Annotated in this window: 22 protein-coding genes and 1 pseudogene; 13 read left to right on the top strand and 10 right to left on the bottom strand. The window is 59.7% G+C overall.

The genetic code is table 11. The features are described 5' to 3' along the window. The first annotated feature begins 112 nt into the window (after positions 1 to 112). From ACI2KB_RS06110 to ACI2KB_RS06135, 6 genes are all read left to right on the top strand, one after another. On the top strand, positions 113 to 1,027 hold the full coding sequence (locus tag ACI2KB_RS06110) for a LysR family transcriptional regulator (RefSeq protein ID WP_404632433.1): 915 nt from the start codon (positions 113 to 115) through the stop codon (positions 1,025 to 1,027). A gap of 216 nt (positions 1,028 to 1,243) precedes the next feature. Beyond that, positions 1,244 to 2,488: a multidrug efflux RND transporter periplasmic adaptor subunit MexE gene (gene mexE / locus ACI2KB_RS06115; protein ID WP_404632435.1), complete on the top strand. Its 1,245-nt coding sequence runs from the start codon at positions 1,244 to 1,246 to the stop codon at positions 2,486 to 2,488. A gap of 12 nt (positions 2,489 to 2,500) precedes the next feature. Further along, on the top strand, positions 2,501 to 5,692 hold the full coding sequence (locus ACI2KB_RS06120; protein WP_404632437.1) for an efflux RND transporter permease subunit: 3,192 nt from the start codon (positions 2,501 to 2,503) through the stop codon (positions 5,690 to 5,692). After that, on the top strand, positions 5,692 to 7,089 hold the full coding sequence (locus ACI2KB_RS06125; RefSeq protein WP_404632439.1) for an efflux transporter outer membrane subunit: 1,398 nt from the start codon (positions 5,692 to 5,694) through the stop codon (positions 7,087 to 7,089). Before ACI2KB_RS06120 ends, ACI2KB_RS06125 begins: the two co-directional genes overlap by 1 nt. Before the next feature lie 147 nt (positions 7,090 to 7,236). Then, positions 7,237 to 8,334, top strand: coding sequence for a tetratricopeptide repeat protein (locus tag ACI2KB_RS06130; protein ID WP_404632441.1), 1,098 nt, complete (start codon positions 7,237 to 7,239; stop codon positions 8,332 to 8,334). A gap of 374 nt (positions 8,335 to 8,708) precedes the next feature. After that, positions 8,709 to 9,071: a histone-like nucleoid-structuring protein, MvaT/MvaU family gene (locus tag ACI2KB_RS06135; protein ID WP_404632443.1), complete on the top strand. Its 363-nt coding sequence runs from the start codon at positions 8,709 to 8,711 to the stop codon at positions 9,069 to 9,071. Between the two features lie 447 nt (positions 9,072 to 9,518). On the opposite strand, the gene ACI2KB_RS06140 is transcribed toward ACI2KB_RS06135, so the two are convergent. Continuing rightward, complete coding sequence (locus ACI2KB_RS06140; RefSeq protein WP_404632784.1) at positions 9,519 to 10,082, bottom strand: DUF4946 domain-containing protein; 564 nt, start codon at positions 10,080 to 10,082, stop codon at positions 9,519 to 9,521. Between the two features lie 122 nt (positions 10,083 to 10,204). Here ACI2KB_RS06140 and gloA point away from each other — a divergent pair, with 122 nt between their 5' ends. Continuing rightward, positions 10,205 to 10,726 (top strand): lactoylglutathione lyase, encoded by a 522-nt coding sequence (gloA, locus tag ACI2KB_RS06145; RefSeq protein WP_404632445.1) that lies wholly within the window; start codon positions 10,205 to 10,207, stop codon positions 10,724 to 10,726. A gap of 247 nt (positions 10,727 to 10,973) precedes the next feature. Here the strand turns inward: gloA and ahpF are convergent, their stop codons facing one another. Both ahpF and ahpC read right to left on the bottom strand, forming a co-directional pair. Continuing rightward, positions 10,974 to 12,536 carry an alkyl hydroperoxide reductase subunit F gene (gene ahpF / locus ACI2KB_RS06150; protein WP_404632447.1) on the bottom strand — a complete coding sequence of 521 codons (1,563 nt, stop codon included), beginning with the start codon at positions 12,534 to 12,536 and terminating at the stop codon, positions 10,974 to 10,976. 133 nt (positions 12,537 to 12,669) lie between these two features. Continuing rightward, positions 12,670 to 13,233, bottom strand: a complete 564-nt coding sequence (gene ahpC, locus ACI2KB_RS06155; RefSeq protein WP_062381274.1) for an alkyl hydroperoxide reductase subunit C — start codon at positions 13,231 to 13,233, stop codon at positions 12,670 to 12,672. 347 nt (positions 13,234 to 13,580) lie between these two features. Here ahpC and ACI2KB_RS06160 point away from each other — a divergent pair, with 347 nt between their 5' ends. After that, positions 13,581 to 14,294, top strand: a complete 714-nt coding sequence (locus ACI2KB_RS06160) for a DNA-binding protein (protein ID WP_404632449.1) — start codon at positions 13,581 to 13,583, stop codon at positions 14,292 to 14,294. On the opposite strand, the pseudogene ACI2KB_RS06165 reads toward ACI2KB_RS06160, so the two are convergent. From ACI2KB_RS06165 to galU, 3 genes and pseudogenes are all read right to left on the bottom strand, one after another. Then, a pseudogene (locus tag ACI2KB_RS06165) lies at positions 14,285 to 15,970 on the bottom strand (response regulator); the annotation flags it as partial. The gene ACI2KB_RS06160 and the pseudogene ACI2KB_RS06165 sit on opposite strands and share 10 nt — an antisense overlap. 117 nt (positions 15,971 to 16,087) lie before the next feature. After that, complete coding sequence (gorA, locus tag ACI2KB_RS06170) at positions 16,088 to 17,443, bottom strand: glutathione-disulfide reductase (RefSeq protein ID WP_404632451.1); 1,356 nt, start codon at positions 17,441 to 17,443, stop codon at positions 16,088 to 16,090. 108 nt (positions 17,444 to 17,551) lie between these two features. Beyond that, complete coding sequence (galU, locus tag ACI2KB_RS06175; protein ID WP_404632453.1) at positions 17,552 to 18,421, bottom strand: UTP--glucose-1-phosphate uridylyltransferase GalU; 870 nt, start codon at positions 18,419 to 18,421, stop codon at positions 17,552 to 17,554. A gap of 372 nt (positions 18,422 to 18,793) precedes the next feature. Between galU and ACI2KB_RS06180 the strand changes: the two genes are divergently transcribed. Together ACI2KB_RS06180 and ACI2KB_RS06185 are read left to right on the top strand one after the other, a co-directional pair. Continuing rightward, the gene (locus ACI2KB_RS06180; RefSeq protein WP_404632455.1) at positions 18,794 to 18,979 is read left to right on the top strand and encodes a hypothetical protein; all 186 of its coding nucleotides are present in this window, start codon (positions 18,794 to 18,796) and stop codon (positions 18,977 to 18,979) included. Between the two features lie 147 nt (positions 18,980 to 19,126). After that, the gene (locus tag ACI2KB_RS06185; RefSeq protein ID WP_404632457.1) at positions 19,127 to 19,408 is read left to right on the top strand and encodes a hypothetical protein; all 282 of its coding nucleotides are present in this window, start codon (positions 19,127 to 19,129) and stop codon (positions 19,406 to 19,408) included. A gap of 8 nt (positions 19,409 to 19,416) precedes the next feature. Here the strand turns inward: ACI2KB_RS06185 and ACI2KB_RS06190 are convergent, their stop codons facing one another. Continuing rightward, positions 19,417 to 19,773 carry a hypothetical protein gene (locus ACI2KB_RS06190; protein ID WP_404632459.1) on the bottom strand — a complete coding sequence of 119 codons (357 nt, stop codon included), beginning with the start codon at positions 19,771 to 19,773 and terminating at the stop codon, positions 19,417 to 19,419. Positions 19,774 to 19,942: 169 nt separating this feature from the next. Between ACI2KB_RS06190 and ACI2KB_RS06195 the strand changes: the two genes are divergently transcribed. The 3 genes from ACI2KB_RS06195 (at position 19,943) to alkB (ending at position 21,200) form a co-directional block, all read left to right on the top strand. Continuing rightward, positions 19,943 to 20,248, top strand: a complete 306-nt coding sequence (locus ACI2KB_RS06195; RefSeq protein ID WP_404632461.1) for a DUF1883 domain-containing protein — start codon at positions 19,943 to 19,945, stop codon at positions 20,246 to 20,248. Positions 20,249 to 20,322: 74 nt separating this feature from the next. After that, the gene (locus ACI2KB_RS06200) at positions 20,323 to 20,502 is read left to right on the top strand and encodes a hypothetical protein (protein WP_404632463.1); all 180 of its coding nucleotides are present in this window, start codon (positions 20,323 to 20,325) and stop codon (positions 20,500 to 20,502) included. Between the two features lie 20 nt (positions 20,503 to 20,522). Continuing rightward, complete coding sequence (gene alkB / locus ACI2KB_RS06205; RefSeq protein ID WP_404632786.1) at positions 20,523 to 21,200, top strand: DNA oxidative demethylase AlkB; 678 nt, start codon at positions 20,523 to 20,525, stop codon at positions 21,198 to 21,200. Between the two features lie 76 nt (positions 21,201 to 21,276). On the opposite strand, the gene ACI2KB_RS06210 is transcribed toward alkB, so the two are convergent. Genes ACI2KB_RS06210 through zwf form a run of 3 tightly spaced genes read right to left on the bottom strand, consistent with a single transcriptional unit; the run spans position 21,277 to position 25,469 of the window. After that, positions 21,277 to 23,088, bottom strand: coding sequence for a glycoside hydrolase family 15 protein (locus ACI2KB_RS06210; protein WP_404632465.1), 1,812 nt, complete (start codon positions 23,086 to 23,088; stop codon positions 21,277 to 21,279). A 42-nt stretch (positions 23,089 to 23,130) separates the two neighbouring features. Next, positions 23,131 to 23,949 (bottom strand): HAD family hydrolase, encoded by an 819-nt coding sequence (locus tag ACI2KB_RS06215; protein ID WP_404632467.1) that lies wholly within the window; start codon positions 23,947 to 23,949, stop codon positions 23,131 to 23,133. Further along, on the bottom strand, positions 23,946 to 25,469 hold the full coding sequence (gene zwf / locus ACI2KB_RS06220) for a glucose-6-phosphate dehydrogenase (RefSeq protein ID WP_404632469.1): 1,524 nt from the start codon (positions 25,467 to 25,469) through the stop codon (positions 23,946 to 23,948). Before zwf ends, ACI2KB_RS06215 begins: the two co-directional genes overlap by 4 nt. Positions 25,470 to 25,486 lie beyond the last annotated feature (17 nt).

The following is a 25,486-nucleotide window of genomic DNA, read 5'->3' on the forward strand; positions in this document are numbered from 1 at the left end:
TGCATTTAACGGTGTGGAGAATCGCCGTTTACCCTACTATGCGTTTCCGAGCTGAACACAGGCCGTCGCTCTGACGGTCAACGTATCGACCCATGTCTCCGAGACCCCCGTCATGAATCGCAACGACCTGCGTCGCGTCGACCTCAACCTGCTCATCGTGTTCGAGACCCTCATGCATGAACGCAGCGTCACGCGCGCGGCGGAAAAGCTGTTTCTCGGCCAGCCTGCCATCAGTGCGGCACTTTCCCGCCTGCGCGGGCTGTTCGACGACCCTCTGTTCGTGCGCACCGGGCGCAGCATGGAACCGACCGCTCGTGCGGTCGAAATCTTCGGCCTGCTCTCCCCTGCGCTGGATTCCATTTCCACTGCCGTGAGCCGCGCTGCCGACTTCGATCCTGCCACGAGCACGGCCGTGTTCCGCATCGGCCTGTCCGACGACGCCGAGTTCGCCCTGCTGCCGTCCCTGCTCAAACGCCTGCGCTCCGAAGCACCGGGCATCGTGCTGGTGGTGCGTCGGACCAACTACATCCTGATGCCATCGCTGCTGTCCTCGGGCGAGATTTCCATCGGCGTCAGCTACACCGACGATCTGCCCGCCAACGCCAAGCGCAAGGTCCTGCGTCGCAGCAAGCCCAAGCTGCTGCGCGCCGACTCAATGCCTGGCCCCATCACCCTCGATGACTTCTGCGCACGCCCCCATGCGCTGGTGTCGTTCGCAGGCGACCTGGGTGGTTTCATCGACGAATACCTCGAAAAGCTGGGACGCAAGCGTCACGTGGTCCTCGCCGTGCCGCAATTCAACGGGCTGGCGACACTGATCTCCGGTACCGACATCGTCGCCACAGTGCCGGACTACACTGCTGACGTGCTTACCGCCGCAGGTGGCGTTCGCGCCGAAGAACTGCCGCTGGACGCACGCACCTTCGAACTGCACATGGCTTGGCGCGGCTCGCAGGACAACGACCCGGGCGAGCGCTGGTTGCGGTCACGGATTCAGATGTTTTTCGGGGATCCAGACAGTCTGTAATGAGCGCCTTCTCGACTGAAGAAAAGGCCGCCATTGCGCCCTTTTTGACGCCTGCCCCGGCCCGATGCGGCTTGCGCCTCGTCAGGCCCCGTCCCAGAGCGTTTGTAACTGGAAATATCATTCCCACTGATATTTACCTTCGCCGTATTCGATTCGTGCAATAGAACCCCCGGGAACAGAATCCGCCAATCTCAATAAACATCGGCGGATTTTCCCATGGTTCAGTCACTTACTCCTCTGCGCTACCCCCTTGCCGCGCTGGCACTGGTGGTGCTCAGTGCGTGCGGTAAAGGCCCTGAAACGGCAGCGCAAGCCCCGGCGGCGGCCAAGGTCAATGTGGCTAAGGTGCTTGAGCAGCCCGTCAACGAATGGGACGAGGTCACGGCACGCCTGGAAGCGCCGGAAACCGTGCAGGTTCGCCCTCGCGTTTCCGGCCAGATCGACGCAGTGGCCTTCACCGATGGCGATCTGGTGAAAAAAGGCGATCTGCTGTTCCAGATCGACCCGCGCCCGTTCGAAGCCGAAGTGCATCGCCTCGAAGCCCAACTGCAACAGGCCAAAGCGGCATCGGTGCGCAGCAATAATGAAGCCCAGCGTGGCGAGCGCCTGCGCACCAACAACGCGATCTCCGCCGAACTGGCTGACTCGCGGACCACCACCGCGCAAGAGTCCAAGGCTGCTGTCGCTGCCATTCAGGCGCAGCTGGATCTGGCGAAACTGAACCTGAGCTTTACCCGCGTCACCGCACCGATCACCGGCCGCGTCAGCCGTGCGGAAATCACGGCTGGCAACATCGTCACCGCTGACCAGTCGATCCTCACCAGCCTGGTGTCCACCGACAAGGTCTACGCCTACTTCGACGCCGATGAACGTGTGTTCCTGAAATACAACCAACTGGCCCGCGACGGCAAACGCGGCTCGACCACCCCGGTGTACATGGGCTTGTCCAATGAAGTCGAAAACCCGCACCTGGGGCAGATGAACTTCGTCGACAACCAGGTCAACCCACGCACTGGCACCATCCGGGGCCGTGCGGTATTCGACAACAGCAAGGGCGAATACACCCCTGGCCTCTACGCCCGTTTGAAACTGGTCGGCAGCGGCACCTACAACGCCACGCTGATCAAAGACGAAGCGGTCGGCACCGACCTGGGCAAGAAATTCGTGCTGGTGGTCGACAAGGACAACAAGGCGACCTATCGCAACGTTGACCTGGGACCAAAACTGGAAGGCTTGCGCATCGTGCGTAGCGGCTTGCAGAAAGACGACCGTATCGTCGTCAGCGGCCTGCAACGCGTACGTCCAGGCTCTCCCATCGACCCGCAAGATACGCCGATGGCCAGCCCAGAGACCCTCACGGCCTTGCAGCAACAACGCCAAGCCCTTGAAGCCAGCAACCAACCTCAGGCCCAGAAAAAACTGGACGCCAAGGTGGCTGCTGCCGCTACGCCACGCGGTTAAGGAACACACCCAATGAATTTTTCCAAATTCTTCATTACGCGACCGATCTTCGCAGCGGTGCTGTCGCTGCTGATTCTGATCGGCGGCGCGATCTCGCTGTTCCAGCTACCGATCAGTGAATACCCGGAAGTGGTTCCGCCGACCGTCGTGGTGCGCGCCAACTTCCCCGGCGCCAACCCGAAAGTCATCGGCGAAACCGTAGCGGCTCCACTGGAGCAGGCCATCACCGGCGTCGAGAACATGCTGTACATGTCCTCGCAGGCCACCGCCGACGGCAAGCTGACCCTGACCATCACCTTCGCGCTGGGTACCAACCTGGACACCGCGCAAGTGCAGGTGCAGAACCGCGTCACGCGGACCGAACCGAAGCTGCCTGAAGAGGTGACGCGCATCGGTATTACCGTGGACAAGGCCTCTCCCGACCTGACCATGGTGGTCCACCTGACTTCGCCGGATCAGCGTTACGACATGCTGTACCTGTCCAACTACGCCGTGCTCAACATCAAGGATGAGCTGGCGCGTCTGAACGGTGTCGGTGACGTGCAACTGTTCGGTATGGGCGATTACTCGCTGCGTGTCTGGCTCGACCCGAACAAGACCGCGTCGCGCAACATCACGGCCACCGACGTGGTCAACGCCATTCGCGAGCAGAACCGCCAAGTGGCCGCCGGTCAACTGGGCGCCCCGCCCTCGCCGAGCGCCACCAGCTTCCAGATGTCGATCAACACTCAAGGTCGCCTGGTCACCGAGGAAGAGTTCGAGAACATCATTGTCCGCGCAGGCGACAACGGTGAAATCACTCGTGTCAAAGACATCGCTCGCGTTGAGCTCGGCTCTAGCCAGTACGCCCTGCGCTCGCTGCTCAACAACCAGCCCGCAGTAGCAATCCCGATCTTCCAGCGCCCTGGTTCCAACGCCATCGACATTTCCAACGAAGTGCGCGATGAAATGGAACTGCTGAAGAAGAACTTCCCGGAAGGCATGGACTACAGCATCGTCTATGACCCGACCATCTTTGTACGCGGCTCCATCGAGGCGGTGATTCACACCCTGTTCGAAGCGCTGATTCTGGTCGTGCTGGTGGTGATTCTGTTCCTGCAAACCTGGCGTGCGTCGATCATCCCGCTGGCCGCTGTGCCGGTGTCGCTGATCGGTACGTTTGCGGTGATGCACCTGTTTGGCTTCTCGCTCAACGCGCTGTCGCTGTTCGGCCTGGTACTGGCCATCGGTATCGTGGTGGACGACGCCATCGTGGTGGTGGAGAACGTCGAGCGGAACATCGAACTCGGCCATCCGCCGATGGAAGCCACGCAGATCGCCATGCGCGAAGTGACAGGTCCTATCATCGCGACGGCGCTGGTGCTGTGTGCGGTGTTCGTACCCGCAGCGTTCATCTCGGGCCTCACCGGGCAGTTCTATAAACAGTTCGCGTTGACGATCGCTATTTCAACGGTGATCTCGGCCTTCAACTCCCTGACCCTGTCGCCAGCGCTGGCGGCGGTATTGCTCAAGGGTCACGACACGCCAAAAGACGGGTTCTCGCGCTTCCTCGACAAACTGCTGGGTGGCTGGCTGTTCCGTCCGTTCAACCGTTTCTTCGTCAAGGCCAGTAACAAGTATGTCGGCACCGTGGGCCGCGTCATCCGCATCAGCGGCGTGGCACTGGTGGTGTATGCCGGTCTGATCGTACTGACCTGGCTGGGCTTCTCCACCACCCCGACCGGTTTCGTGCCGCAGCAGGACAAGCAATACCTGGTTGCGTTCGCGCAACTACCGGACGCCGCCAGCCTTGACCGCACTGAAGCGGTCATCAAGGAAATGTCCGACATCGCCTTGAAACAACCGGGTGTAGCCAACTCGGTGGCCTTCCCTGGCCTGTCGATCAACGGATTCACCAATAGCCCGAACTCCGGCATCGTGTTCACCCCGCTCAAACCGTTCGATGAGCGCAAGGACCCGAGCGAATCCGCCGGTGCCATCGCTGCTGCGCTGAACCAGAAGTTTGCCGGTATTCAGGACGCCTACATCGCGATCTTCCCACCGCCGCCGGTACAGGGCCTGGGCACCATTGGCGGTTTCCGCCTGCAAATCGAAGACCGTGGCAACCTGGGCTATGACGAGCTCTATAAAGAGACGATGAACATCATCGTCAAGAGCCACAACGTGCCACAACTGGCGGCTCTGTTCACCAGCTACACCGTGAACGTGCCGCAAGTGGACGCCGCCATTGACCGTGAAAAGGCCAAGACCCACGGCGTGGCCATCAGCGACATCTTCGACACCCTGCAGGTGTACCTGGGTTCGCTGTACGCCAACGACTTCAACCGTTTCGGTCGCACCTATCAGGTCAACGTTCAGGCTGAACAGCAGTTCCGTCAGGACGCCGAACAGATCGGTCAGTTGAAAGTGCGCAACAACCTGGGCGAGATGATTCCGCTGGCGACGCTGATCAAGGTCACCGACACCTCGGGTCCGGACCGCGTGATGCACTACAACGGTTTTATCACCGCTGAAATCAACGGTGCCGCAGGCCCAGGCTACAGCTCGGGTCAGGCACAGGCGGCGATGGAAAAACTGCTGAAAGAGGAACTGCCCAACGGCATGACCTACGAGTGGACCGACCTGACCTACCAACAGATCTTGTCGGGCAATACCGCACTGCTGGTCTTCCCGCTCTGCGTACTGCTGGCGTTCCTGGTGCTGGCCGCCCTGTATGAAAGCTGGAGCCTGCCGCTGGCGGTCATCCTGATCGTTCCGATGACCCTGCTGTCGGCCATTGCCGGTGTGATCATCGCGGGGAGCGACAACAACATCTTCACCCAGATCGGCCTGATCGTACTGGTGGGCCTGGCGTGTAAAAACGCGATCCTCATCGTCGAGTTCGCCAAGGACGAACAGGACAAGGGCAAGACCCCGCTGGAGGCCGTACTGGAAGCCTGCCGTCTGCGTCTGCGTCCGATCCTGATGACCTCGGTGGCGTTCATCATGGGCGTGGTGCCGCTGGTGCTGTCCAGCGGTGCCGGTGCCGAGATGCGTCATGCGATGGGTGTGGCGGTGTTCTCCGGGATGCTTGGCGTGACCTTCTTCGGTCTGCTGTTGACCCCTGTGTTCTATGTGCTGATTCGTAACTATGTGGGGCGTAAAGAGGCGCGCAAGGCAGCCAAAGCGGCTCGCGTTCAAAACATCGCTCCGGAGGCTCATTGATGAAGGCTGCAAAACTCTTTCTGCCGAGCCTGCTGGTCCTGGCGCTGGCGGCCTGTGCCGTCGGCCCGGACTACAAGAAGCCGGACACTGCGGCGGCCAACATTCCGGCCGCCGTTCAGGGCAACTATGACCGCAGCCGCACGGAAACCATCTGGTGGCAGCAGTTCGAAGACCCGACCCTGAACAAGCTGGTCGCCCAATCGCTGCAAGGCAACCGTGAGCTGCGCGTGGCGTTCGCCCGCCTGAAGGCCGCGCGCGCCATTCGTGACGACATCAGCAACGACGCGATGCCGGTGGTGACCAGTCGCGCCAGCAGCCAGGTCGGCCGCGCTCAGGTGCCGGGTGAAACCGAGCACCGCGTCAATCAGGAACGTTACGACCTGGGCCTGGACATGGCGTGGGAGATCGACCTGTTTGGCCGTATTCAGCGCGAACTGGAAGCCAGCGAAGCCGATCAGCAAGTGGCCGAAGCCAACCTCTACCAATTGCAGGTGACCATGATCGCCGAATTGGTGGATGCCTATGGTCAGTTGCGCGGCGCACAACTGCGCGAAGACATCGCCCGGGCCAACCTGAAAAACCAGCAGGAATCCCGTGGTGTAACCGTGCAATTGCGTGACGAAGGCGTGGGCAACGAAATCGACGTGGTACGTGCCGATGCGCGCCTGGCGGCGGTAGAAGCGACCATCCCGCAACTGCAAGCCGAGCAGGTCCGCGAGCGCAACCGCATCGCCACCCTGCTGGGCGAACGCCCGGACGCCATGACCGTGGATTTGAGCCCGGCCAAACTGCCTGCGATCTCCAAGGCGCTGCCGATTGGCGACCCGGCGAAATTGCTGGAAAACCGCCCGGACGTGCGCAGTGCCGAGCGTCAACTGGCCGCGCAAACCGCACGAATTGGCGTGCAGACTGCCGACCTGTTCCCTCGTGTCAGCCTCAGCGGCTTCTTGGGCTGGACCGCCAGCCGAGGTTCGCAGATCGGTTCAGGCGCGGCTCAAGCGTGGGGCCTTGGCCCGAGCATCACCTGGGCCGCGTTTGACTTGGGCAGTGTGAAGGCGCGGATTCGCGGCGCCAACGCCGACGCCGAAGGTGCACTGGCCAACTACGAGCAGCAGGTATTGCTGGCGCTGGAAGAAACCAACAACGCCTTCAGCGATTACGACAAGCGCCAACAACGCCTTGTGTCGCTGGTGCGCCAAAGTGAATCCAGCCGCAAGGCCGCGGACCTGGCGAATATCCAGTACCGCGAAGGCACCGCTGACTTCCTTGTGCTGCTGGACGCCGAGCGCGAGCGCCTGGCCGCCGAAGACAGCCAGGCCCAGGCCGAGATCGACCTGTATCGCGGCATCGTGGCCATCTACAAAGCGCTGGGCGGTGGCTGGCAACCCAACGCCTGACCCAGCGGTGTCCTGAGTGGGGTAGCGTTATCCCCTACCTTACTCAAGCCCCGAACTCACAAGGTTCGGGGCTTTTTATTTACGGCCAGCGTTTGACACTCGCCAATGACTCCTCGAAGCTGCTCCTTCGCAGAAACGGAATCCGGTATGCCCAACGCGCCTGTTCAGCCCTCACCCGCCCACTCCAAAGCACGTCGCCGCTGGCGGATCGTGATCGCGACGGCCGCAGGACTGCTGATCGTCGGACTGGCACTGCTGGTGCGTCACTGGAACGCCCCGCCCGCCCCGCCCGTGGTCAACCACAGTTACGCAGAAGCGCTGGAGCAGGCGCACAACGGCAAGCCCGGCGCTGCCCGCGTGCTCTATCAGCAATTGAGCCGCACGGATCTTTCAGACATTCGCCGCGCCGGGCTGCTTGCCGAGCTGGTCAACTACCCCAGCGCGCAGGCATTGAAAATCCTCGACGGCGACCTCAAACGCCCCGTGCCACTGGTCCAGCAAGCGGCAATCGATGCCGTGGTCGCTCTGGTGCCCGAAGCACAGCGCAGCGTATTGATCGGCCCGCTGCTGGACGATGCCGATCAAAGCGTTCGATATGGTGCGGTGCGCGCTCTGCTGGGACTGACGCCCGATGACGTCGGCCTGTATTACGGTGCACTGCAAGACACCGCAGCCGACTATGAAAACTCACTGGCTTCGCAGCCGCCCAGCGGACAGAGCCAGTTGCAACTGGCCAGACTGTTCGTCAATCGGGGCGACATTCATAAAGCCTTCGACGCGCTGGATCTGGCGCTGAAGCTGGAGCCCAATAACGTTCAGATCGAGCTGGCACTCATCGACTTGCTGGACCGGCAAGGCCAGACCGACCGCTCGCGCCAGCAACTGGCTCAATGGCTGGAAAAACACCCTCAGTCATCCCTGTTGCAACATGCTTTGGGGCAATGGCTGTTGCGCCATCAACAGCACGAATACGCGCTGCTGGCCTTGGCCAAGGCCGTGGAACTGGAACCTGAAAACACTGCGTACCGCTACGACCTGGCGGTCGCCTTGCACGATTTGCAGCAACTTGAACCGGCGCAACGCCAGTTGGAGGACATCCTGCAGCGACAACCGGCCAATCGCAGTGCGCGGATTCTGCTTGTTCGTTATTGGAAAGAATCGGGCCAACTGCAGAAAGTGCAAGTGCTGCTGGCCGAGCTTGAACAATTGAATCCAGATGATCCGGCCCTGCAACAGGGCCTGTAATCGTCTGCAGGCAAGAAAATCCGGGGAGTTTGGATATTTTCCGCTCACGACATAATTTAGGAAATTACTTACAAGGTCGTTCTCCTGTGTCGTAATCTTTTTTGAGGCCGATTATCTTTCCCGGCAAGTTTCATATAACAAATGTGCTCTACCTGTTTTCCAACTCGAAAAAAACGTGCATTATTTGCCCGTAGTGACTCACAACTCCCCCGCGACCGATGAGCCGTTGACAACACGTGTTAGTTTATCCACGGGTGACACCGCCAGGCGCCGGGTAGTGAATAAATGAGCACAGGACCTGAATCGCATTCCCGAACCACGTCCATGTTGCTTGCGTTGGGCTGACAACAGCCAAATACCGCCGGAGTATTATTTTGTCCAGACTTGCCGAGTTTCGCGCCGCAGAAAAAGCCCTTCAGGAACAGCTGGCCCAGCTGGAGAACCTGAAGAATGATGCCGGACTGAAGAAGGAGATCGAATTCGAGCAGAAGCTCCAGGCGCTCATGAGCACCTATGACAAGAGCCTGCGTGACATCATCGCCATCCTCGACCCCAACCCTTCGGCTGCGCTGGCCGCCCCTGCGGGTCCAAAGCGCCGTCGCGCACGAGTGGTCAAGGTTTACCACAATCCGCACACAGGTGAACTGATCGAAACCAAAGGTGGCAATCACCGTGGCCTGAAAGCCTGGAAAGAGCAATACGGGGTCGAAGCCGTCGAATCCTGGCTGCGCGGTTGATCCGGATTCGCCGTTCTTCCCGTGTGTTATAAAAAATGCCCCGATCTTCGGGGCTTTTTTATAAGCGTAATAAGCGCGCCGCGAAAGATCAAATACGCGTTTGATTACGCGACCGAGTTTCCTGCCCCGCGCCACAGGTGCCGAGAATGAACTTCGTTTTCGCCACGCTCTTTCTTCGGCGTGCACGCAATACCGTGGCAGCGCCTCAATATCTCTACAAAGCAATAATCCATTGGTGTTATTAGTCGCGCCGAGACTCAAACAGTCCCGCGCGCCCTCCTCGCCAAAATGAAGATAGACGACCGGTCAGTCAAATGGCCTCGGCGGCGATCAGAGGAAAGGCCCGTTCACGATTTTTTCACAGGGTGTTCTACAGGATGAAGACTGCTAATGGATGAGCACCCCATGCCCGCTTCGGCGGGCTTCTTTATGCCTGAAGATCCCTGATCACGGAGATACGTTAAGGCGCAGGCTGTCCCGAATCCTTAACACTTCATCCTTGTTTGCGGCGTACCCGTCCTTCGAGCCTGCGTAGGACAACGACCAGGCCAGTTCCTTGTTGGCCGCCGCCACCAAAGTCTGCGTCATCACGTGAGCGCCATTCTGGGTGATCGTGCAGGTGGTCTCCATCGCCGGAACGTCACTGAGGGTGCTCGCCTTCATCTGCGTGCACACGCTCTGAAAACCGCTGTGCACGAAATTCAACTGAATGGCCTTGCGCATCTCCAGCAGCACGCCCTGCACATTGACCTCATGCCCCGGCTGAAGGCGAGTCTGGGTCAACTCCACGACCATCGCCGGATCGCCACTGGCATCATGCTTGACTGCACGTTGGCGAATCTGGACCGACGTATCCGCCTGAGGCAGCGCCTCAACTTCCCAGTCGCTGGGCCAGATGATCATCGAATCGGCCGACCAGGCATTGCCTAGACACAGCGGGAGAAGAAGACCTGCAAGACGGTAAATGCGCAACCTGAACACCCTGACCGATGACCTGACGATAGAGCGCAAAGTGTGGGCCACAGCGCGCGCCCTCACAAGGCCTGCGACAAGTGAGCAGCACTTTCGGGTTTGGCTCGGGCGCTGTGTCCCGTATCATTGCGCAACATTTACAGGACCCACCCGGAGTCATCATGAGCCTGAACGAACTGAACACTTTCCCCGGCGTCACCGCCCAGCCTGACGCGGCCACCGCGCAATTCGTGTTCAACCACACCATGTTGCGGGTCAAGGACATCACCGCATCGCTGGATTTCTACACCCGCGTACTGGGCTTTAGCTTGGTCGAGAAGCGTGATTTCCCCGAAGCGGAATTCAGCCTGTATTTCCTTGCGCTGGTGGACAAGGCACAGATCCCGGCAGACGCCGAGGCGCGCACGGTCTGGATGAAAGGCATTCCCGGCATCCTGGAACTGACCCACAACCACGGCACCGAGAACGATCCTGCGTTCAGCTATCACAACGGCAACACCGACCCGCGCGGTTTCGGCCATATCTGCATTTCGGTGCCTGACGTGCATGTCGCCTGTGCGCGTTTCGAAGCGCTGGGTGTCGATTTCCAGAAACGCCTGACCGATGGCCGCATGAAAAGCCTGGCCTTCGTGAAGGATCCGGACGGTTACTGGGTTGAGATCATTCAGCCAACGCCGGTCTGATCACCACCAGGAACGACTGCTGATCACCTTGTGGGAGCGAATTCATTCGCGATTCGGTATTTTGGGCCGTACATGTGCATCGACTTGGCCGACGTCTCGCGAATGAATTCGCTCCCACAGGAAACACGTGATAGCCGCCGGGTTACGGCGACAACTCCGCGAACGCAATAGCCCCACTCATCCAACAAAAAAACCTCATGATCGCTCATGAGGTTTTTTTGTTTTTCAGCGACAGATCAAGCAGCAATCACGCCGGGGCGCTGGTGCGGATCAAGTGATCGAACGCACTGAGCGATGCTTTGGCGCCCTCACCCACGGCGATCACGATCTGCTTGTACGGCACAGTGGTCACATCGCCCGCAGCGAATACACCAGGGATCGAAGTCTCACCGCGGTTATCGACCACGATCTCGCCCCGTGGCGACAGCTCGACAGTGCCCTTGAGCCATTCAGTGTTTGGCAGCAGGCCGATCTGCACGAAGATACCTTCCAGCTCGACAGTGATTGCTTCGCCAGTGGTGCGGTTCTTGTAGCGCAGGCCATTGACCTTCTGACCATCACCGGTCACTTCAGTGGTCAACGCACTGGTCAGCACGGTCACGTTCGGCAGGCTGTGCAGCTTGCGTTGCAGCACGGCATCCGCACGCAGCGAACTGTCGAACTCCAGCAGGGTGACATGGGACACGATGCCGGCCAGGTCAATGGCCGCTTCAACGCCCGAGTTACCCCCGCCGATCACCGCAACGCGCTTGCCCTTGAACAGCGGGCCGTCGCAGTGCGGGCAATACGCCACACCCTTGTTGCGGTATTGCTGCTCGCCCGGCACGTTCATTTCGCGCCAGCGAGCACCGGTCGCCAGAATCACGGTCTTGCCCTTGAGCACGCCACCGCTGGCGAATTTGACCTGATGCAGCGCGCCATCCTTGCCAGGGATCAACTGATCGCCACGTTGCAGATTCATGATGTCGACTTCGTATTCCTTGACGTGCTCTTCAAGGGCAACGGCCAGTTTCGGGCCTTCGGTGTGTTGCACCGAGATGAAGTTCTCGATGGCCATGGTGTCCAGCACCTGACCGCCGAAGCGCTCAGCCGCGACGCCGGTGCGAATACCCTTGCGTGCTGCATAAATGGCCGCTGCAGAACCTGCCGGGCCGCCACCGACGACGAGGACATCAAAGGCTTCTTTGGCGTTCAGCTTCTCGGCTTGGCGATCACCTGCACTGGTGTCGATCTTCGCCAGGATTTCTTCCAGGCCCATGCGGCCCTGGCCAAACAGTTCGCCGTTCAGGTAGATGCTCGGCACCGACATGATCTGGCGGTCGGTGACTTCTTGCTGGAACAGACTGCCTTCGATAGCCACGTGCTGCACGTTGGGGTTGAGCACGGCCAGCAGGTTCAGCGCCTGAACCACGTCAGGGCAGTTCTGGCAGGTCAGCGAGAAGTAGGTTTCAAACTTGAACTCACCGGTCAGGCTACGGGCCTGCTCGATGGTTTCCTCGGTGGCTTTGGACGGGTAGCCGCCCACTTGCAGCAGCGCCAGCACCAGCGAGGTGAATTCGTGACCCATTGGCAGACCGGCAAAACGCAACTTGATGTCCTGACCCGGGCTGTTCAGGGCAAAGGATGGCGTGCGTGCATCGGTGCCATTGGTATTCAGGGTGATTTGATTGGAGCTGCTGACGATGTCGTTGAGCAGGGCCAGCATTTCCTGAGATTTCGCGCCGTCATCAAGGGACGCGACGATCTCGATCGGGCGAGTGATTCGCTCCAGGTACGATTTCAACTGAGCTTTAAGATTGGCGTCCAACATGATTCGGCTTCCTTTTCTTCACTTGCAGAGTCTAGAAAAAACAACGCCCAGGCGATGACCGCCCGGGCGTTTTGTGGGGGCGATGCGGTTTACGTGCTTATGGGCTCAGCGCCCCCGATCCGGTCATGAAGACTTAGATCTTGCCGACCAGGTCCAGGGACGGAGCCAGAGTGGCCTCGCCTTCTTTCCACTTGGCTGGGCAAACTTCACCTGGGTGAGCTGCGACGTACTGAGCGGCCTTGATTTTGCGCAGCAGCTCGGAAGCGTCACGGCCAACGCCGCCATCGTTCAGTTCAACAATTTTGATCTGGCCTTCAGGGTTGATCACGAAAGTACCGCGGTCCGCCAGACCGGCTTCTTCAATCAGCACGTCGAAGTTGCGGGAGATGGTCAGGGTTGGGTCGCCGATCATGGTGTACTGGATTTTGCCGATGGCTGGCGAGGTGTTGTGCCAGGCAGCGTGAGCAAAGTGGGTGTCGGTCGAAACGGAGTAGATTTCAACGCCCAGTTTCTGGAAGGCGTCGTAGTTGTCAGCCAGGTCTTCCAGTTCGGTTGGGCAGACGAAGGTGAAGTCGGCTGGGTAGAAGAACACCACAGACCATTTGCCTTTCAGGTCAGCATCCGAAACGTCAACGAAAGAGCCGTTTTTGAAAGCGGTAGCTTTGAACGGTTTTACTTGGCTGTTAATGATAGGCATCGGGTGGATCTCCTTAGGGTTGAATAGAACGTGTTTGATTCGATGGGGAGGAGCTTACGCACAATCCCCGGTAAGGTCTCATTGGCAAACCTGATGCCGGTGATTGGTTTTCGCTATAAAAGAACTCTTATATAGAAGAATTCGGTGACACCTTCGCGAACATCGCCTGCCCTCCCCGGCGTCAGGCAACACTGAAGCACCGTCAGCCTAACGAGTTCGTCCTGCTCAATTCAACCGCCCCGAGGCAGCCGGACGAGCAGACAGAAGCGAAAAAATGACGCACAATGCACACTTTTCATGGTACGTAACATCGCATACGTATTCGGTATCGAATAACAGGAATCCGCATGTCCCGCAGCGGCATCACCAAGACAGACGTGCAGACTGCACGCCTTTCACTCATCGCACGGGGCGAAAACCCCAGTATTGATGCAGTACGAATAGAACTGGGCAATACAGGTTCGAAAAGCACGATTCATCGTCTGATGCGCGAGCTGGATGCGACCGAAGGTGAGCGATCCGACACCCTGATCGACGAAGAGTTGAACAGCTTGGTGGCACGCCTTGCCCACCGACTCAAAGGCCAGGCGCAGGAGCACATCGACGCTGCCCAGGCCCGGCTCGACGCCGAAAAGAAAGAACTGCAAGACGCGCTTCAGGCGACACAACGCCAGCTTGCCGACCTGATCGAGCGCCATGCCGCGCAAACCACCAAACTGGGCACTCAGACGGCCACGCTGCTTGGTACTCAGCAAGACCTCCAAAAAGAACAGAAGGACAATGCGCGACTGAGCCAGGCGGCGCTGGATACGGCCTCACGACTGCACGACAAGGACCGGCAAATCGACGCCCTCAAAGCTCAGCATTTGCAGGCCCACACTCAATGCGCCCTGTTGGAGGAGCGTCTGCACAACGCCCAACACGAGAGTCAAAAGCTTCAGGAGCGCCTGACCGAGCGGGAACAGCAGAACCGCGTGCTGGAGTTGATTCTGATCAAGACCGAGGTCGCGCTGGAGCATGCGCGCTCCGGCCAGCCTGCCCCCGCACCCGATCAGGACTGAGCGGACGGCCTCTCGATCAGCCCTCGCACGCGCTGCGCCAGGTCGTCGATGCTGAAGGGCTTGGTCAGCATGTCCATGCCACTTTCCAGGAAGTCCCCTCGCACCTGCGCGTTGCGGGCATAACCGGTCATGAACAGCACTGGCAGACCAGGTCGATGCTGCCGCGCGATGTCTGCCAATTGCCGCCCATTCATGCCCGGAAGCCCGACATCGGTGACCAACAGATCCATACGTCCGGTGTCCTGGATGAACGGCAGCGCTGCTGCACCGTCCGATGCCACCTCCACCGAGTAACCCAATTCACGCAACACATCGACCACCAACATGCGCACTTCCGGCTCATCCTCCACCACTAGCACCCGCTCACCCTGACTGGCCCGAGGAGGTGCCGAATCCGAGGCCGTTGTCGTGTCCGGCTCGATCACTTCAAAATGGCAGGGCAGGTACAGGTCGATACGCGTCCCTCGCCCCTCGACGCTGTCGATCAGCACCTGCCCACCGGTCTGATTGATGAACCCGTAGACCATCGACAAGCCCAGGCCTGTGCCCTGCCCGATCGGCTTGGTGGTGAAAAACGGGTCGAAAGCCCGGGCGATCACCTCGCTGGACATGCCACTGCCGGTGTCCTGCACGCTGAGCCGCACGTAATCCCCCGGCACCAGCGAGTCGTGCAGCACGGCGATGTGCACCACTTCGGTCTGAATCAATAGCCGCCCGCCGTCAGGCATGGCGTCCCGCGCATTAATGACCAGGTTCAGTAACGCATTTTCCAGTTGATGCTCGTCGGTGTTGGTCAGCCGCAGCGCGGTGTTCAAGTCGACTTCCAGCTCGATACTTTCACCGATGGTGCGCCGCACCAGTTCATCCATCGAGGCCACCATCCGGTTGACGTCCACCGGCTGCGGGTTCAACGACTGGCGACGGGCAAACGCCAGCAAGCGATGGGTCAACGACGCCGCACGATTGGCCGAGCTCATGGCCGCATCGATGTATCGATCGATCTCCGAAACACGCCCGGCCGCGACACGCCGCTGAATCAGGTCCAGCGCACCCAGCACGCCCGTCAGCATATTGTTGAAGTCATGGGCGATCCCGCCGGTCAATTGGCCTATGGCGTCCATCTTCTGGGCGTGACGCAGCACCTCTTCCGCCTGCGCACGCTCGCTGATTTCGACCTGCAAACGCTCGTTGATCTCTGCCAGCTCGCGGGTCCGCTCGGCCACCCGCCGCTCCAGGCTCTCGTTGAGCTCCCGCAACGCGTCCTCGGCCTTCACTTGCGCCGTGATGTCCGTGCTGGTGCCCAGCCAGTAGGTGATATTGCCCTGTGGGTCGCGAATGGGCAGCGCACGGGACAGGAACCAGCGATAGAGGCCGTCCTTGCCTCGCAGCGGAAAGGTGTCTTCCCAGATCGAGCCGGTCGCAAAGCAGCGCTGCATGCGCGTATTGACGCGCTCCAGATGATCAGGATGGTGCAACGACCGCCATCCCAGCGCCAGCATGGCTTCCAGCGATGTGCCGGTGTAGCTGTACCATCGCGCGTTGTACCAGTGAATCTTGCCCGTCGGGTCGGCGATCCAGGCCAACTGGCTCATGTTGTCGGCCAGCGTCCGAAACTGCCGCTCACTGTCGTGAAGGGCTTCGCTGCGCAAAGGATCCTGAGCGCCGGGCTGCCGATCTTCAGGTGCAATGGGATTGAGGGGCATGTCTGCCGAAAAGCTCTTGCTGGTCAAAAAAGGGTCCTTCCCTTGAATACGATGGCAAACCGCCCCCTTCCGTGGGGGCGGTATCAATGGTCAGCGCGTCACGGTACGCATCGTGACGAACTCTTCCGCCGCGGTCGGGTGTACACCGATGGTGTCGTCGAATACGCGCTTGGTAGCGCCCGCCTTGATCGCGATGGCCATGCTCTGAATGATTTCCCCCGCGTCAGGCCCCACCATGTGACAGCCCAGCACACGGTCGGTCTTGCCGTCGACCACCAGCTTCATCAAGGTGCGCTCCTGATTGTCGGTCAGGGTCAGTTTCATTGGGCGGAAGCGACTTTCGAAGATTTGCACCTCGTAACCGCCCTTCTTCGCCTCTTCCTCCGTCAACCCCACCGTGCCGATATTGGGCAGGCTGAACACCGCCGTCGGAATATGGTTGTAATCCACCGGGCGATACTCTTCGGGCTTGAACAACCGCCGCGCCACAGCCATGCCCTCTGCCAGCGCGACAGGCGTCAGCTGTACACGCCCGATGACATCGCCGATGGCGATGATCGACGGTTCGCTGGTCTGGTAGTTACCATCGACCTTGATGAACCCCTTGTCGTCGAGGTCGACACTGACCGTTTCCATGCCCAGGTTGTCGAGCATGGGGCGACGCCCGGTCGCATAGAACACGCAATCAGTGTTGAACGCACTGCCGTCGTTGAGGGTCAGGTCGAGGGTGCCGTCGGCGCGCTTTTCGATCTTCTCGATCTGCGCGTTGAACTGCAGTTTCAGGCCGTGCTTGGTCAGTTCGTCACGCAAATGTTCGCGCACGGTGCCGTCGAACCCGCGAAGGAACAGCTCGCCGCGGTACATCAAGGTAACGTCGCTGCCCATGCCGTTGAAGATCGAGGCGAATTCGACCGCGATGTAGCCACCGCCCACCACCACGACCCGCTTGGGCAGTGTCTTGAGGAAAAACGCTTCGTTGGACGTGATCGCGTGCTCACGACCAGGGATGTCCGGAATCTGTGGCCACCCACCGGTGGCGATCATGATGTGCTCGGCGGTATGCACCTGGCCGTTGATTTCCACTTCATGAGGGCCGCGCAATTTCGCATGCCCTTCCATCAGGGTCACACCGCTGTTGTTCAGCAGGTTGCGGTAGATGCCGTTCAGGCGACTGATTTCCTGATTCTTGTTGGCGATCAGGCGTGACCAGTCGAATTCCGTCTCTCCCACCGTCCAGCCGAACGACCGGGCATTTTCGAAATCCTCGGAGAAATGCGCACCGTAGACCAGCAGCTTCTTGGGCACACAGCCAACGTTGACACAGGTGCCTCCCAGATAGCGGCTTTCGGCGACGGCAACACGGGCGCCAAAGCCCGCTGAAAATCGAGCGGCGCGCACACCACCGGATCCGGCACCAATGACGAAAAGGTCGTAGTCGTAGGTCATGTCTGTCTCCTTGGCAGGAGGGCTAGCATAACCGCTTCAGCGCGCCGGGCAAGGGCTTGCCCCCAGAAACGACAAGCCACCCGAGGGTGGCTTTGTGCTGCGATGCAGTTACTTGGCTTTGTGCGGTGCAGACACCGGATCCAGCGATGTACCTGTTTTGTAAAAATGCTCGAAACAAAAATTGGTCGCCTCGACGTAACCTTCGGCGCTACCGCAGTCAAACCGCTGCCCCTTGAACTTGTAGGCCAACACGTCACCCTTGGCCGCTTGTTTCATGAGGGCGTCAGTGATCTGAATCTCGCCGCCCTTGCCTGGCTCGGTCTCTTCGATCAACTTGAAGATGTCTGGCGTCAGGATGTAACGACCGATGATCGCAAGGTTAGAGGGCGCATTCTCAGGCTTCGGCTTCTCGACCATGTGAGAAACACGGATCAGCCCTGGCTTGATTTCTTCACCGGCAATGACACCGTACTTGTTGGTTTCATTCGGGTCGACTTCTTGAATCGCCACGATCGAGCATTTGTACTTTTTGTACAACTCAACCATCTGCGCCAGAACGCCATCACCCTCGAGGTTCACACACAGGTCGTCCGCCAATACAACCGCGAACGGCTCGTCGCCGATCAGAGGGCGACCGCTGAGAATGGCATGCCCCAGACCTTTCATTTCGGTCTGACGGGTATAGGAAAAGCTGCACTCATCGATCAGTTGACGAATGCCGACCAGGTATTTCTCCTTGTCGGTACCCTTGATCTGATGCTCCAGCTCGTAGCTGATGTCGAAATGGTCTTCCAGTGCACGTTTGCCACGACCCGTCACGATGGAGATTTCGTTCAGACCCGCAGTCAGCGCTTCTTCCACGCCGTACTGGATCAGCGGCTTGTTGACAACTGCCAGCATCTCTTTGGGCATGGCTTTGGTCGCTGGCAAGAAGCGAGTGCCGTAACCGGCTGCAGGGAACAAGCATTTCTTGATCATATAAGTCCTTGATGGGGCTTGGGGTGTTGCGGCGCAGTCTAATCAGGAGGCGATCACCTTACAATGCCCCCCGCCACTGGCCGTTCGCTGAGTGGGTAGAGGAATAGTTACACAGATAGTTCCGCACGATTTCCGACATTGCGACCACTGAACATTCCCACGTGGCCCTCCGGACACGCGCAAATGGTTGTAAGACTGGTATCCGCTAGCTGCCAGAAGCATCACTCGTGAGGGGTCATCCCATTCCCCAAAACGTCCGCGCAATGACAGAACCAAGCGTAGTCGCGTTCATTCGTTTGCGGGCCTTTGCGTGGAAAAATAATACGCACACCCCGTATCATGCTGACTTGAATCAATAATCGAGACAGGTCGATGGCGGAAGTCAAAGTTGTAAACGGGTATCAGATCAAGAAATTGCAGGATGGCCAGTGGTGGCTGGTGGGCCATGACAGCGAAGCGGTCGCAGGTCCCTTCCCGAGTGAAAGCCTGGCCTGTGAAGTGGCAGCCGTGTTCGAAGACACACCGGCGCCCCGTGGACGCAGCGACAAAAAATCCTGACGGATCTCTGTTCAAGCGCCGGGCCACCGGAGCTTGAACGCTTCACCGCATGAAAAATGTTTCAATGATGCCGGAACGATGGCACAGCCGCTCAGTCTGAGAAGGGCTGATTAATCAACCCGGCCCCTCACCGCGAAGCATCCGAAAATGACCAAGATTTTGTCCATCATCGCCGTACTGGGCCTGACTGGCTGCGCCACCGCACAAAACACTTATCTGAAAAACGGCCAACAGGCGCTGAGCATCGACTGCTCGGGCGAAGCCATGTCCTGGGCGGCCTGTTACGAGAAAGCCGATGCCTCCTGCGCCGGCACCGGCTACAACATCGTCAGCACCAACGGCACCCCGCAACCCAAGGAGTCGGACAAAACCCTGGGCGTGGACGTGGGCAATTACAAGACGCGCAGCGTGCTGGTTGTGTGCAAATAGTCGTTGACTCACTCACCGGAAATGCACGCGGTCACCGCGTGCTGAATGTCCTTGGGCCGCAAAGGATTGTTACCGCCACTCTCGAACAGCCGGATTGAACTGCCGCCTGAGCGCTTCTCGATGACGACGACCGCGGTAGGCGTGCCGCTGGAAAATTTCTGAGGAACGATGACCCGCAACCCCTCTCGATGAGGTTCGACCTGCGGAGGCTTGCGGCTGTCAGCGATTCTGGCGACGAAACATTCGGCATATTCCTGCGGATTCTTACCCGACATCACGTTCATGGTCGCTGGCGTATGCTCGATGTCCGCCACGCTGGCGCAACCACTCATCGCCAATGCCAAAACAACAACAGCCCGTTTCATACAATCCCTCCAGTAAAGGTGCTACGACAGGCTTCGCCGGGATTAGATCCCCGGGCGCCACCTTTTTTCAGCGCCGTCGTTGTAATAAAAGCCCGGGCGGCGATCAATGCCGGGGCGCGTCATGATATCGTTTCGGATTTTCAAGCATGCCCGTTTCCCGGAGACACCCATGAAATTCGTACACCAGCGCGAGCACCTCAATGAAGATGATATGGTCGTCATCGAGTGCTCCCAGCTCTGCAACATCCGTCTGATGAGCGACGCGAATTTCCGCAGCTTCAAAAATGGCGGGCGTCACACCTATCACGGTGGCGCCTTCGATCGCTTTCCAGCCAAGATCACAGTGCCCAGCAGCGGTTTCTGGAACATCACCATCGACACGGCCGGTCGCAAGATGGACAGCCATGGCGGCCGCAAGACCACCTTCACCCATTCGATCAAGATCGTTCGCCGCACCGCGTCGCGCCTGAGCTGATCCCCATTCAACAGCGGCAGGCGTCAAGGTTTCGTATTGTGCGCCCTGCCCCGATCGTTTTTAAGGAAATGTTCATGACTCCGTCGACCCCGACCGTCAAATACGCCATCAGCTACAAGCTCAACGGCGAGCGCCGCTTCGAATTCGCGCTCTTGCAATCCCCTTCCGCTGAAGAAGCCCTCGCCGCGCTGCAGAAAATGCACAGTGGCAGCGACGATGTCATCAGCGATGTGAAAGTCAGCAAGGCGCTCTGAGCCGGTTTTCCAGCGCGATGATGCGACGTATAGGCACAACACCCACGACGCTCGACCTGTTCGCCAACGAGGCAGCGCAACCCTCGGCGGCTGAGCGGATAGGCCCTCAATCGTTCGTCTATCGCGGCTTTGCCTTGTCCTGGGTGGATCGTTTGCTGCCTGCGCTGGAATCGGTCCTGACCCGCGCCCCTTTCCGTCACATGGCCACGCCGGGAGGCCACACCATGTCAGTGGCACTGAGCAGTTGCGGGCGCTTTGGCTGGACCACCGACCGCAACGGCTATCACTATTCTCCCACCGATCCACACACGAGCCTGCCTTGGCCCGAAATGCCCGCAGTCTTCCTCGAATTGGCGCACAGCGCGGCAGAAGCGGCAGGCTTCAAGAATTTCATCCCCGATGCCTGTTTGATCAACCGCTACATTCCAGGCGCAAAACTGGCGCTGCATCAGGACAGGGACGAGCGGGATTATCAATGGCCGGTCGTATCGGTGTCGCTGGGCATTGCCGCAATGTTTCTCTTTGGCGGCCATGCGCGTAGCGATGCCACGCAGCGCGTGCCGCTGTTTCATGGCGATGTCGTGGTCTGGGGCGGTGAGGATCGCTTGCGCTATCACGGTGTGATGCCGATCAGGCAGGCCGAGCATCCGCAGCTGGGTGAGCAGCGGATCAACTTCACCTTTCGCAAGGCGGGTTGAACGCACTCGGTCCCGGCCCCACTCCAGCGGTGACGCTCCCACAAGTCAGGCTCTGTACGAAAAGTTTTTGTGAACCTCAATCTTGTGCGCTCTGCGCCGCCCGAGCTTTCACCGGGCACACCACCCGGTGCAGGTTCAGCGCGGTGTTGATGATGCCGATGTGGCTGAAGGCTTGCGGGAAATTGCCCAGCATGCGGCCGGCGCGAGGGTCGTATTGTTCGGCGAGCAAACCGACGTCGTTGCACAAGCCGCACAACCGGTCGAACAGGTCACTGGCCTCCTGCTCCCGACCTTGCAGCACGTACACATCCGCCAGCCAGAACGAGCACACCAGAAACGTCCCTTCGCTGCCCGACACGCCATCGACGCTGCGCTCGCTGTCGTAGCGCAATAACAAGCCGTCCTGCATCAGCGTTTTTTCAATCTGCGCCACCGTGCCGGTGACCCGTGGATCATCCACTGGCAGAAACCCGGTCAGAGCAATCTGCAACAGACTCGCATCCAACGCCTTGCCGCCATAGGTCTGGACGAAGCTTCCCAACTCCGCGTCGTACCCATGAGCACAGACGTCGGCATGAATGTCGTCGGCTATTTGCCGGTAGTGCCGCCCTCGCTCGCGCTCTTGCGGGTTGTCACTGCGCACAAGCACCCCGGCGTTGCGATCAAACGAGACCCAGGCCATGACCTTGGAATGGGTGAAGTGCCGAGGTTCAGAGCGGATCTCCCAGATTCCGGCATCCGGCAAATGCCAGACACTTTCCAGAAACGGCATGATGACTTTCTGAATTTCCGTGCTGCGGGGCAAACGCGGCAGGCCACTTTTCAGGGCCTGGGTCATGGCGTCGGCCACTTCTCCGTAAACGTCCAGTTGCATCTGAGTGGCAGCCGCGTTGCCAATTCGCACCGGGCTGGAATGCTCATAACCGCTCAGCCAAGGCAGTTGATACTCAGGCAAGCGCCGCTCGCCCCCCAGACCGTACATGATCTGCACTTGCTCAGGATTCCCGGCCACAGAGCGCAACAGCCAGTTACGCCACGCCGTCGCTTCTTCGTAGTAACCCAGGTTCATGAACGCCAGCAACGTCATGGTCGCGTCGCGCAGCCAGCAGAAGCGGTAATCCCAGTTGCGCTCCCCACATAGCTGTTCCGGCAGCGACGTCGTGACGGCGGCAACAATGCCACCGGTGGGCGCGTAGGTCATGGCCTTGAGGGTGATCAGGGAACGCTTGACCTGATCGCTCCAAGGGCCAACGTCCGGGCAGCGATCAGAGAACTCGCGCCAGAAGACCTCCGTCTGCTGAAGCGCCTGCTCGATGTCGAACGCCTCGTGCACCGGCTCATGGGACGCTTGCCAGCCCAACGCAAATCCCAATCGCTGACCCGCCTCGACGGTGAAACGGCTTTCGGTGTGATGGTCCATCGGGTGCAATTCGGTGGGCGTGCGCAGCACCAGCATGTCAGGCCCGGCCACAGCGGTCAGGGTGTGAGGCTCACGTTTTTCCACCCACGGCACGGTGCTGCCGTAGTCGAAGCGGATCGCCAGGTCCATGGAAAACGCCACGCGCCCTTCCAGACCTACGATGATTCGGACCACACTGTTTTCGACGTCCATGGGCATGAAATCCAGCAGCATCGCGCGACCAGAATCCGTGGTGACGAGGGTTTCCAGAATCAGCGTACCGTCACGGTATTGGCGTCTAGACTCGTACTGCGCGTCTGTGGGTGCGATCTTCCAGCGACCGTTGTCGCTGTCGCCCAACAAGGCGGCGAAACAGGCAGGGGCGTCAAAGCGCGGAAAACACAACCAGTCCAGCGACCCATCGCGGGCCACCAGCGCTGCAGTGCGGCAATTGCCGAGCAGCGCGTAATCCTCAATCAATACAGCCATGGGGTGATGTGACCTCCTGGTGTATACAAAGGCATTGCCCGCTCAGCGCGGCAAAATGTAACGGCCGATGGCCGTGGCCAGCCCATCCTCCAGATTGCTGCCGGTGACGTAATGGGCCTTGGTTTTGACCGCGGTCTCCGCCTGCCCCATTGCAATCGACAACCCCGCGCGCAGAAACATCGCCACATCGTTGCCCGCATCGCCAATGGCAGCGGTTTGCGCCAGAGGAACACCCAGCGCCTCGGCGATCGTCGCCAGCGCAGAACCCTTGTTGGCATCCAGCGCCGTCACGTCGAGGTAGTAGGACTGAGAGCGAGCCGCCCGTGCGGTGTCGGCGATCAGCGGGTTGAGTCGGCTCTCCAGACGCTTGAGCAGCTCGAAGTTCTTGCTGGCGGCGACGATCTTGTCGATGCGTTCGATGTACTCATCGAAATGCGTGACCTGCACGAAGTCATAACCCAGGGTATGGCGTTCATGCTCGACATAATCCCCTTGGGGGTCGAGCAGCAGCCACTGATCGTCGGCGAACACCCACACCGAGACCTCTTCTGCGGCGAACAGCTCTAGGCTGGTGCGCGCCGCAGCAGCGTCGATGCGATGCGCCCTGAGCAGGCTGCCATCAGGATTGACGATATTGGCACCATTGAATCCTACGGTCGGCAAGTCGATGCCCAGGGCTTCGATCTGCTGGCGCATGGCGCGCGGCGGTCGACTGCTGGCAACCGAGAAGTGAATCCCGGCCTCCCGCAGCCTGCGCACCGCCTCGATGTTGGCCTGGCTCAGGCTGTGATCGGGGCGCAACAAGGTGCCATCGATGTCGGACAGCATGAAACGGATGAGGGGTTGCGACGCTTCACTCATCCCAGGCGTTGCCAGTGATAGCCATCCCGCGCCAGCAACTCATCAGCCGCCACCGGACCGTCTTCGCCCGCCTTGTAGAATTCGACATGCGGATCCTTGGCCCAGGCGTCGATGAACGGCTGAACGGCACGCCAGCCGTTCTCGATGTTGTCGGCTCGCTGGAACAGGGTCTGATCCCCGGTCAGACAGTCGTAGATCAGGGTTTCGTACCCGGTCGACGGCTGCATCTCGAAGAAATCCTTGTAGGCAAAGCCCAGCTCGATGGTTTGCATGTCGAGGGTCGGCCCCGGCTTCTTCGCCTGCAGGTCGAACCACATACCTTCATCGGGCTGAATCTGGATCTTCAGGAAATTGGGCTCCACCCGATCCACATCGGTGTCGCGAAATTGCGCGTATGGCGCAGGCTTGAAACAGATGGCAATCTCGGTGTCACGCACGCTCATGCGCTTGCCGGTACGCAGGTAGAACGGCACGCCGACCCACCGCCAGTTGTCCACCATCACCTTTAGCGCCACGTAGGTTTCCGTGTTGCTGTCCGGTGCCACCCGGTCCTCTTCACGGTATCCGGCAACGCTCTTGCCGCTGATGGTGCTCTCGGTGTATTGACCGCGCACCGAGTTGGCCAACGCCTCCATTTCCGACCAGGGCCGGATGGCACCAATGACCTTGGCCTTCTCGCCCCGGACCGCGTCCGCGCCGAACGCAGCGGGTGGCTCCATCGCCACCATCGCCAGCAACTGGAACAAATGATTGGGCACCATGTCCCGCAACGCGCCCGTGGTTTCGTAGAAACTGCCTCGCGTCTCGACCCCCACCGTTTCAGCGGCGGTGATCTGCACATGATCGATGTAGTGATTGTTCCAGAACGACTCGAACAACCCGTTGGAGAAACGGCTGACCAGAATGTTCTGCACCGTTTCCTTACCCAGGTAATGGTCGATCCGGTAGATCTGTTTCTCGCTCATCACCTTCAGCAAGCAGTTGTTCAGCGCCACGGCACTGGGCAGATCGTGGCCGAACGGCTTTTCGATCACCACGCGCCGAAAGTAGTCATCACTTTCCACCATCAGGCCTGACGAGCCGAGCCGTTTGGTCACTTCACTGAAGAAGCGGGGCGCGGTCGCCAGGTAGAACACGGCGTTTTGCGTGCCGGTACTCTGGATTTTCTCGTCGATGGCCGTATAAGTGCCGTCGTCGAGAAAATCCCCGGTGATGTAGGTGATTCGCTTGGCCAGGCTGCCCCATAACGCCGGGTCCAGAGGCTCCTCTCCACCCTGGGCGACCTTGTTGGCCGCCTCTTTGCGAATGAAATCTTCCAGCTTCTGCGCGAACTCGGCGTCGCTGACCGTGTTGTGGTCAACGCCGACGATGTGCAGGTCCTCACCCACCAGCCCGTCACGGAACAGGTTGTAGAGTGCTGGCATCAGCAACCGCTTGACCAGGTCACCGTGGGCGCCGAACAGGAACAGCGTGGTCGCCGGGGCGACCGGGGCTTTCTGCTTGCTGCGGGATAAACCCATGGGGGAGGCTTCCTTAT

Source organism: Pseudomonas sp. NPDC088444, assembly GCF_044900175.1.
In the GTDB taxonomy this organism is placed as follows: Bacteria; Pseudomonadota; Gammaproteobacteria; order Pseudomonadales; family Pseudomonadaceae; genus Aquipseudomonas.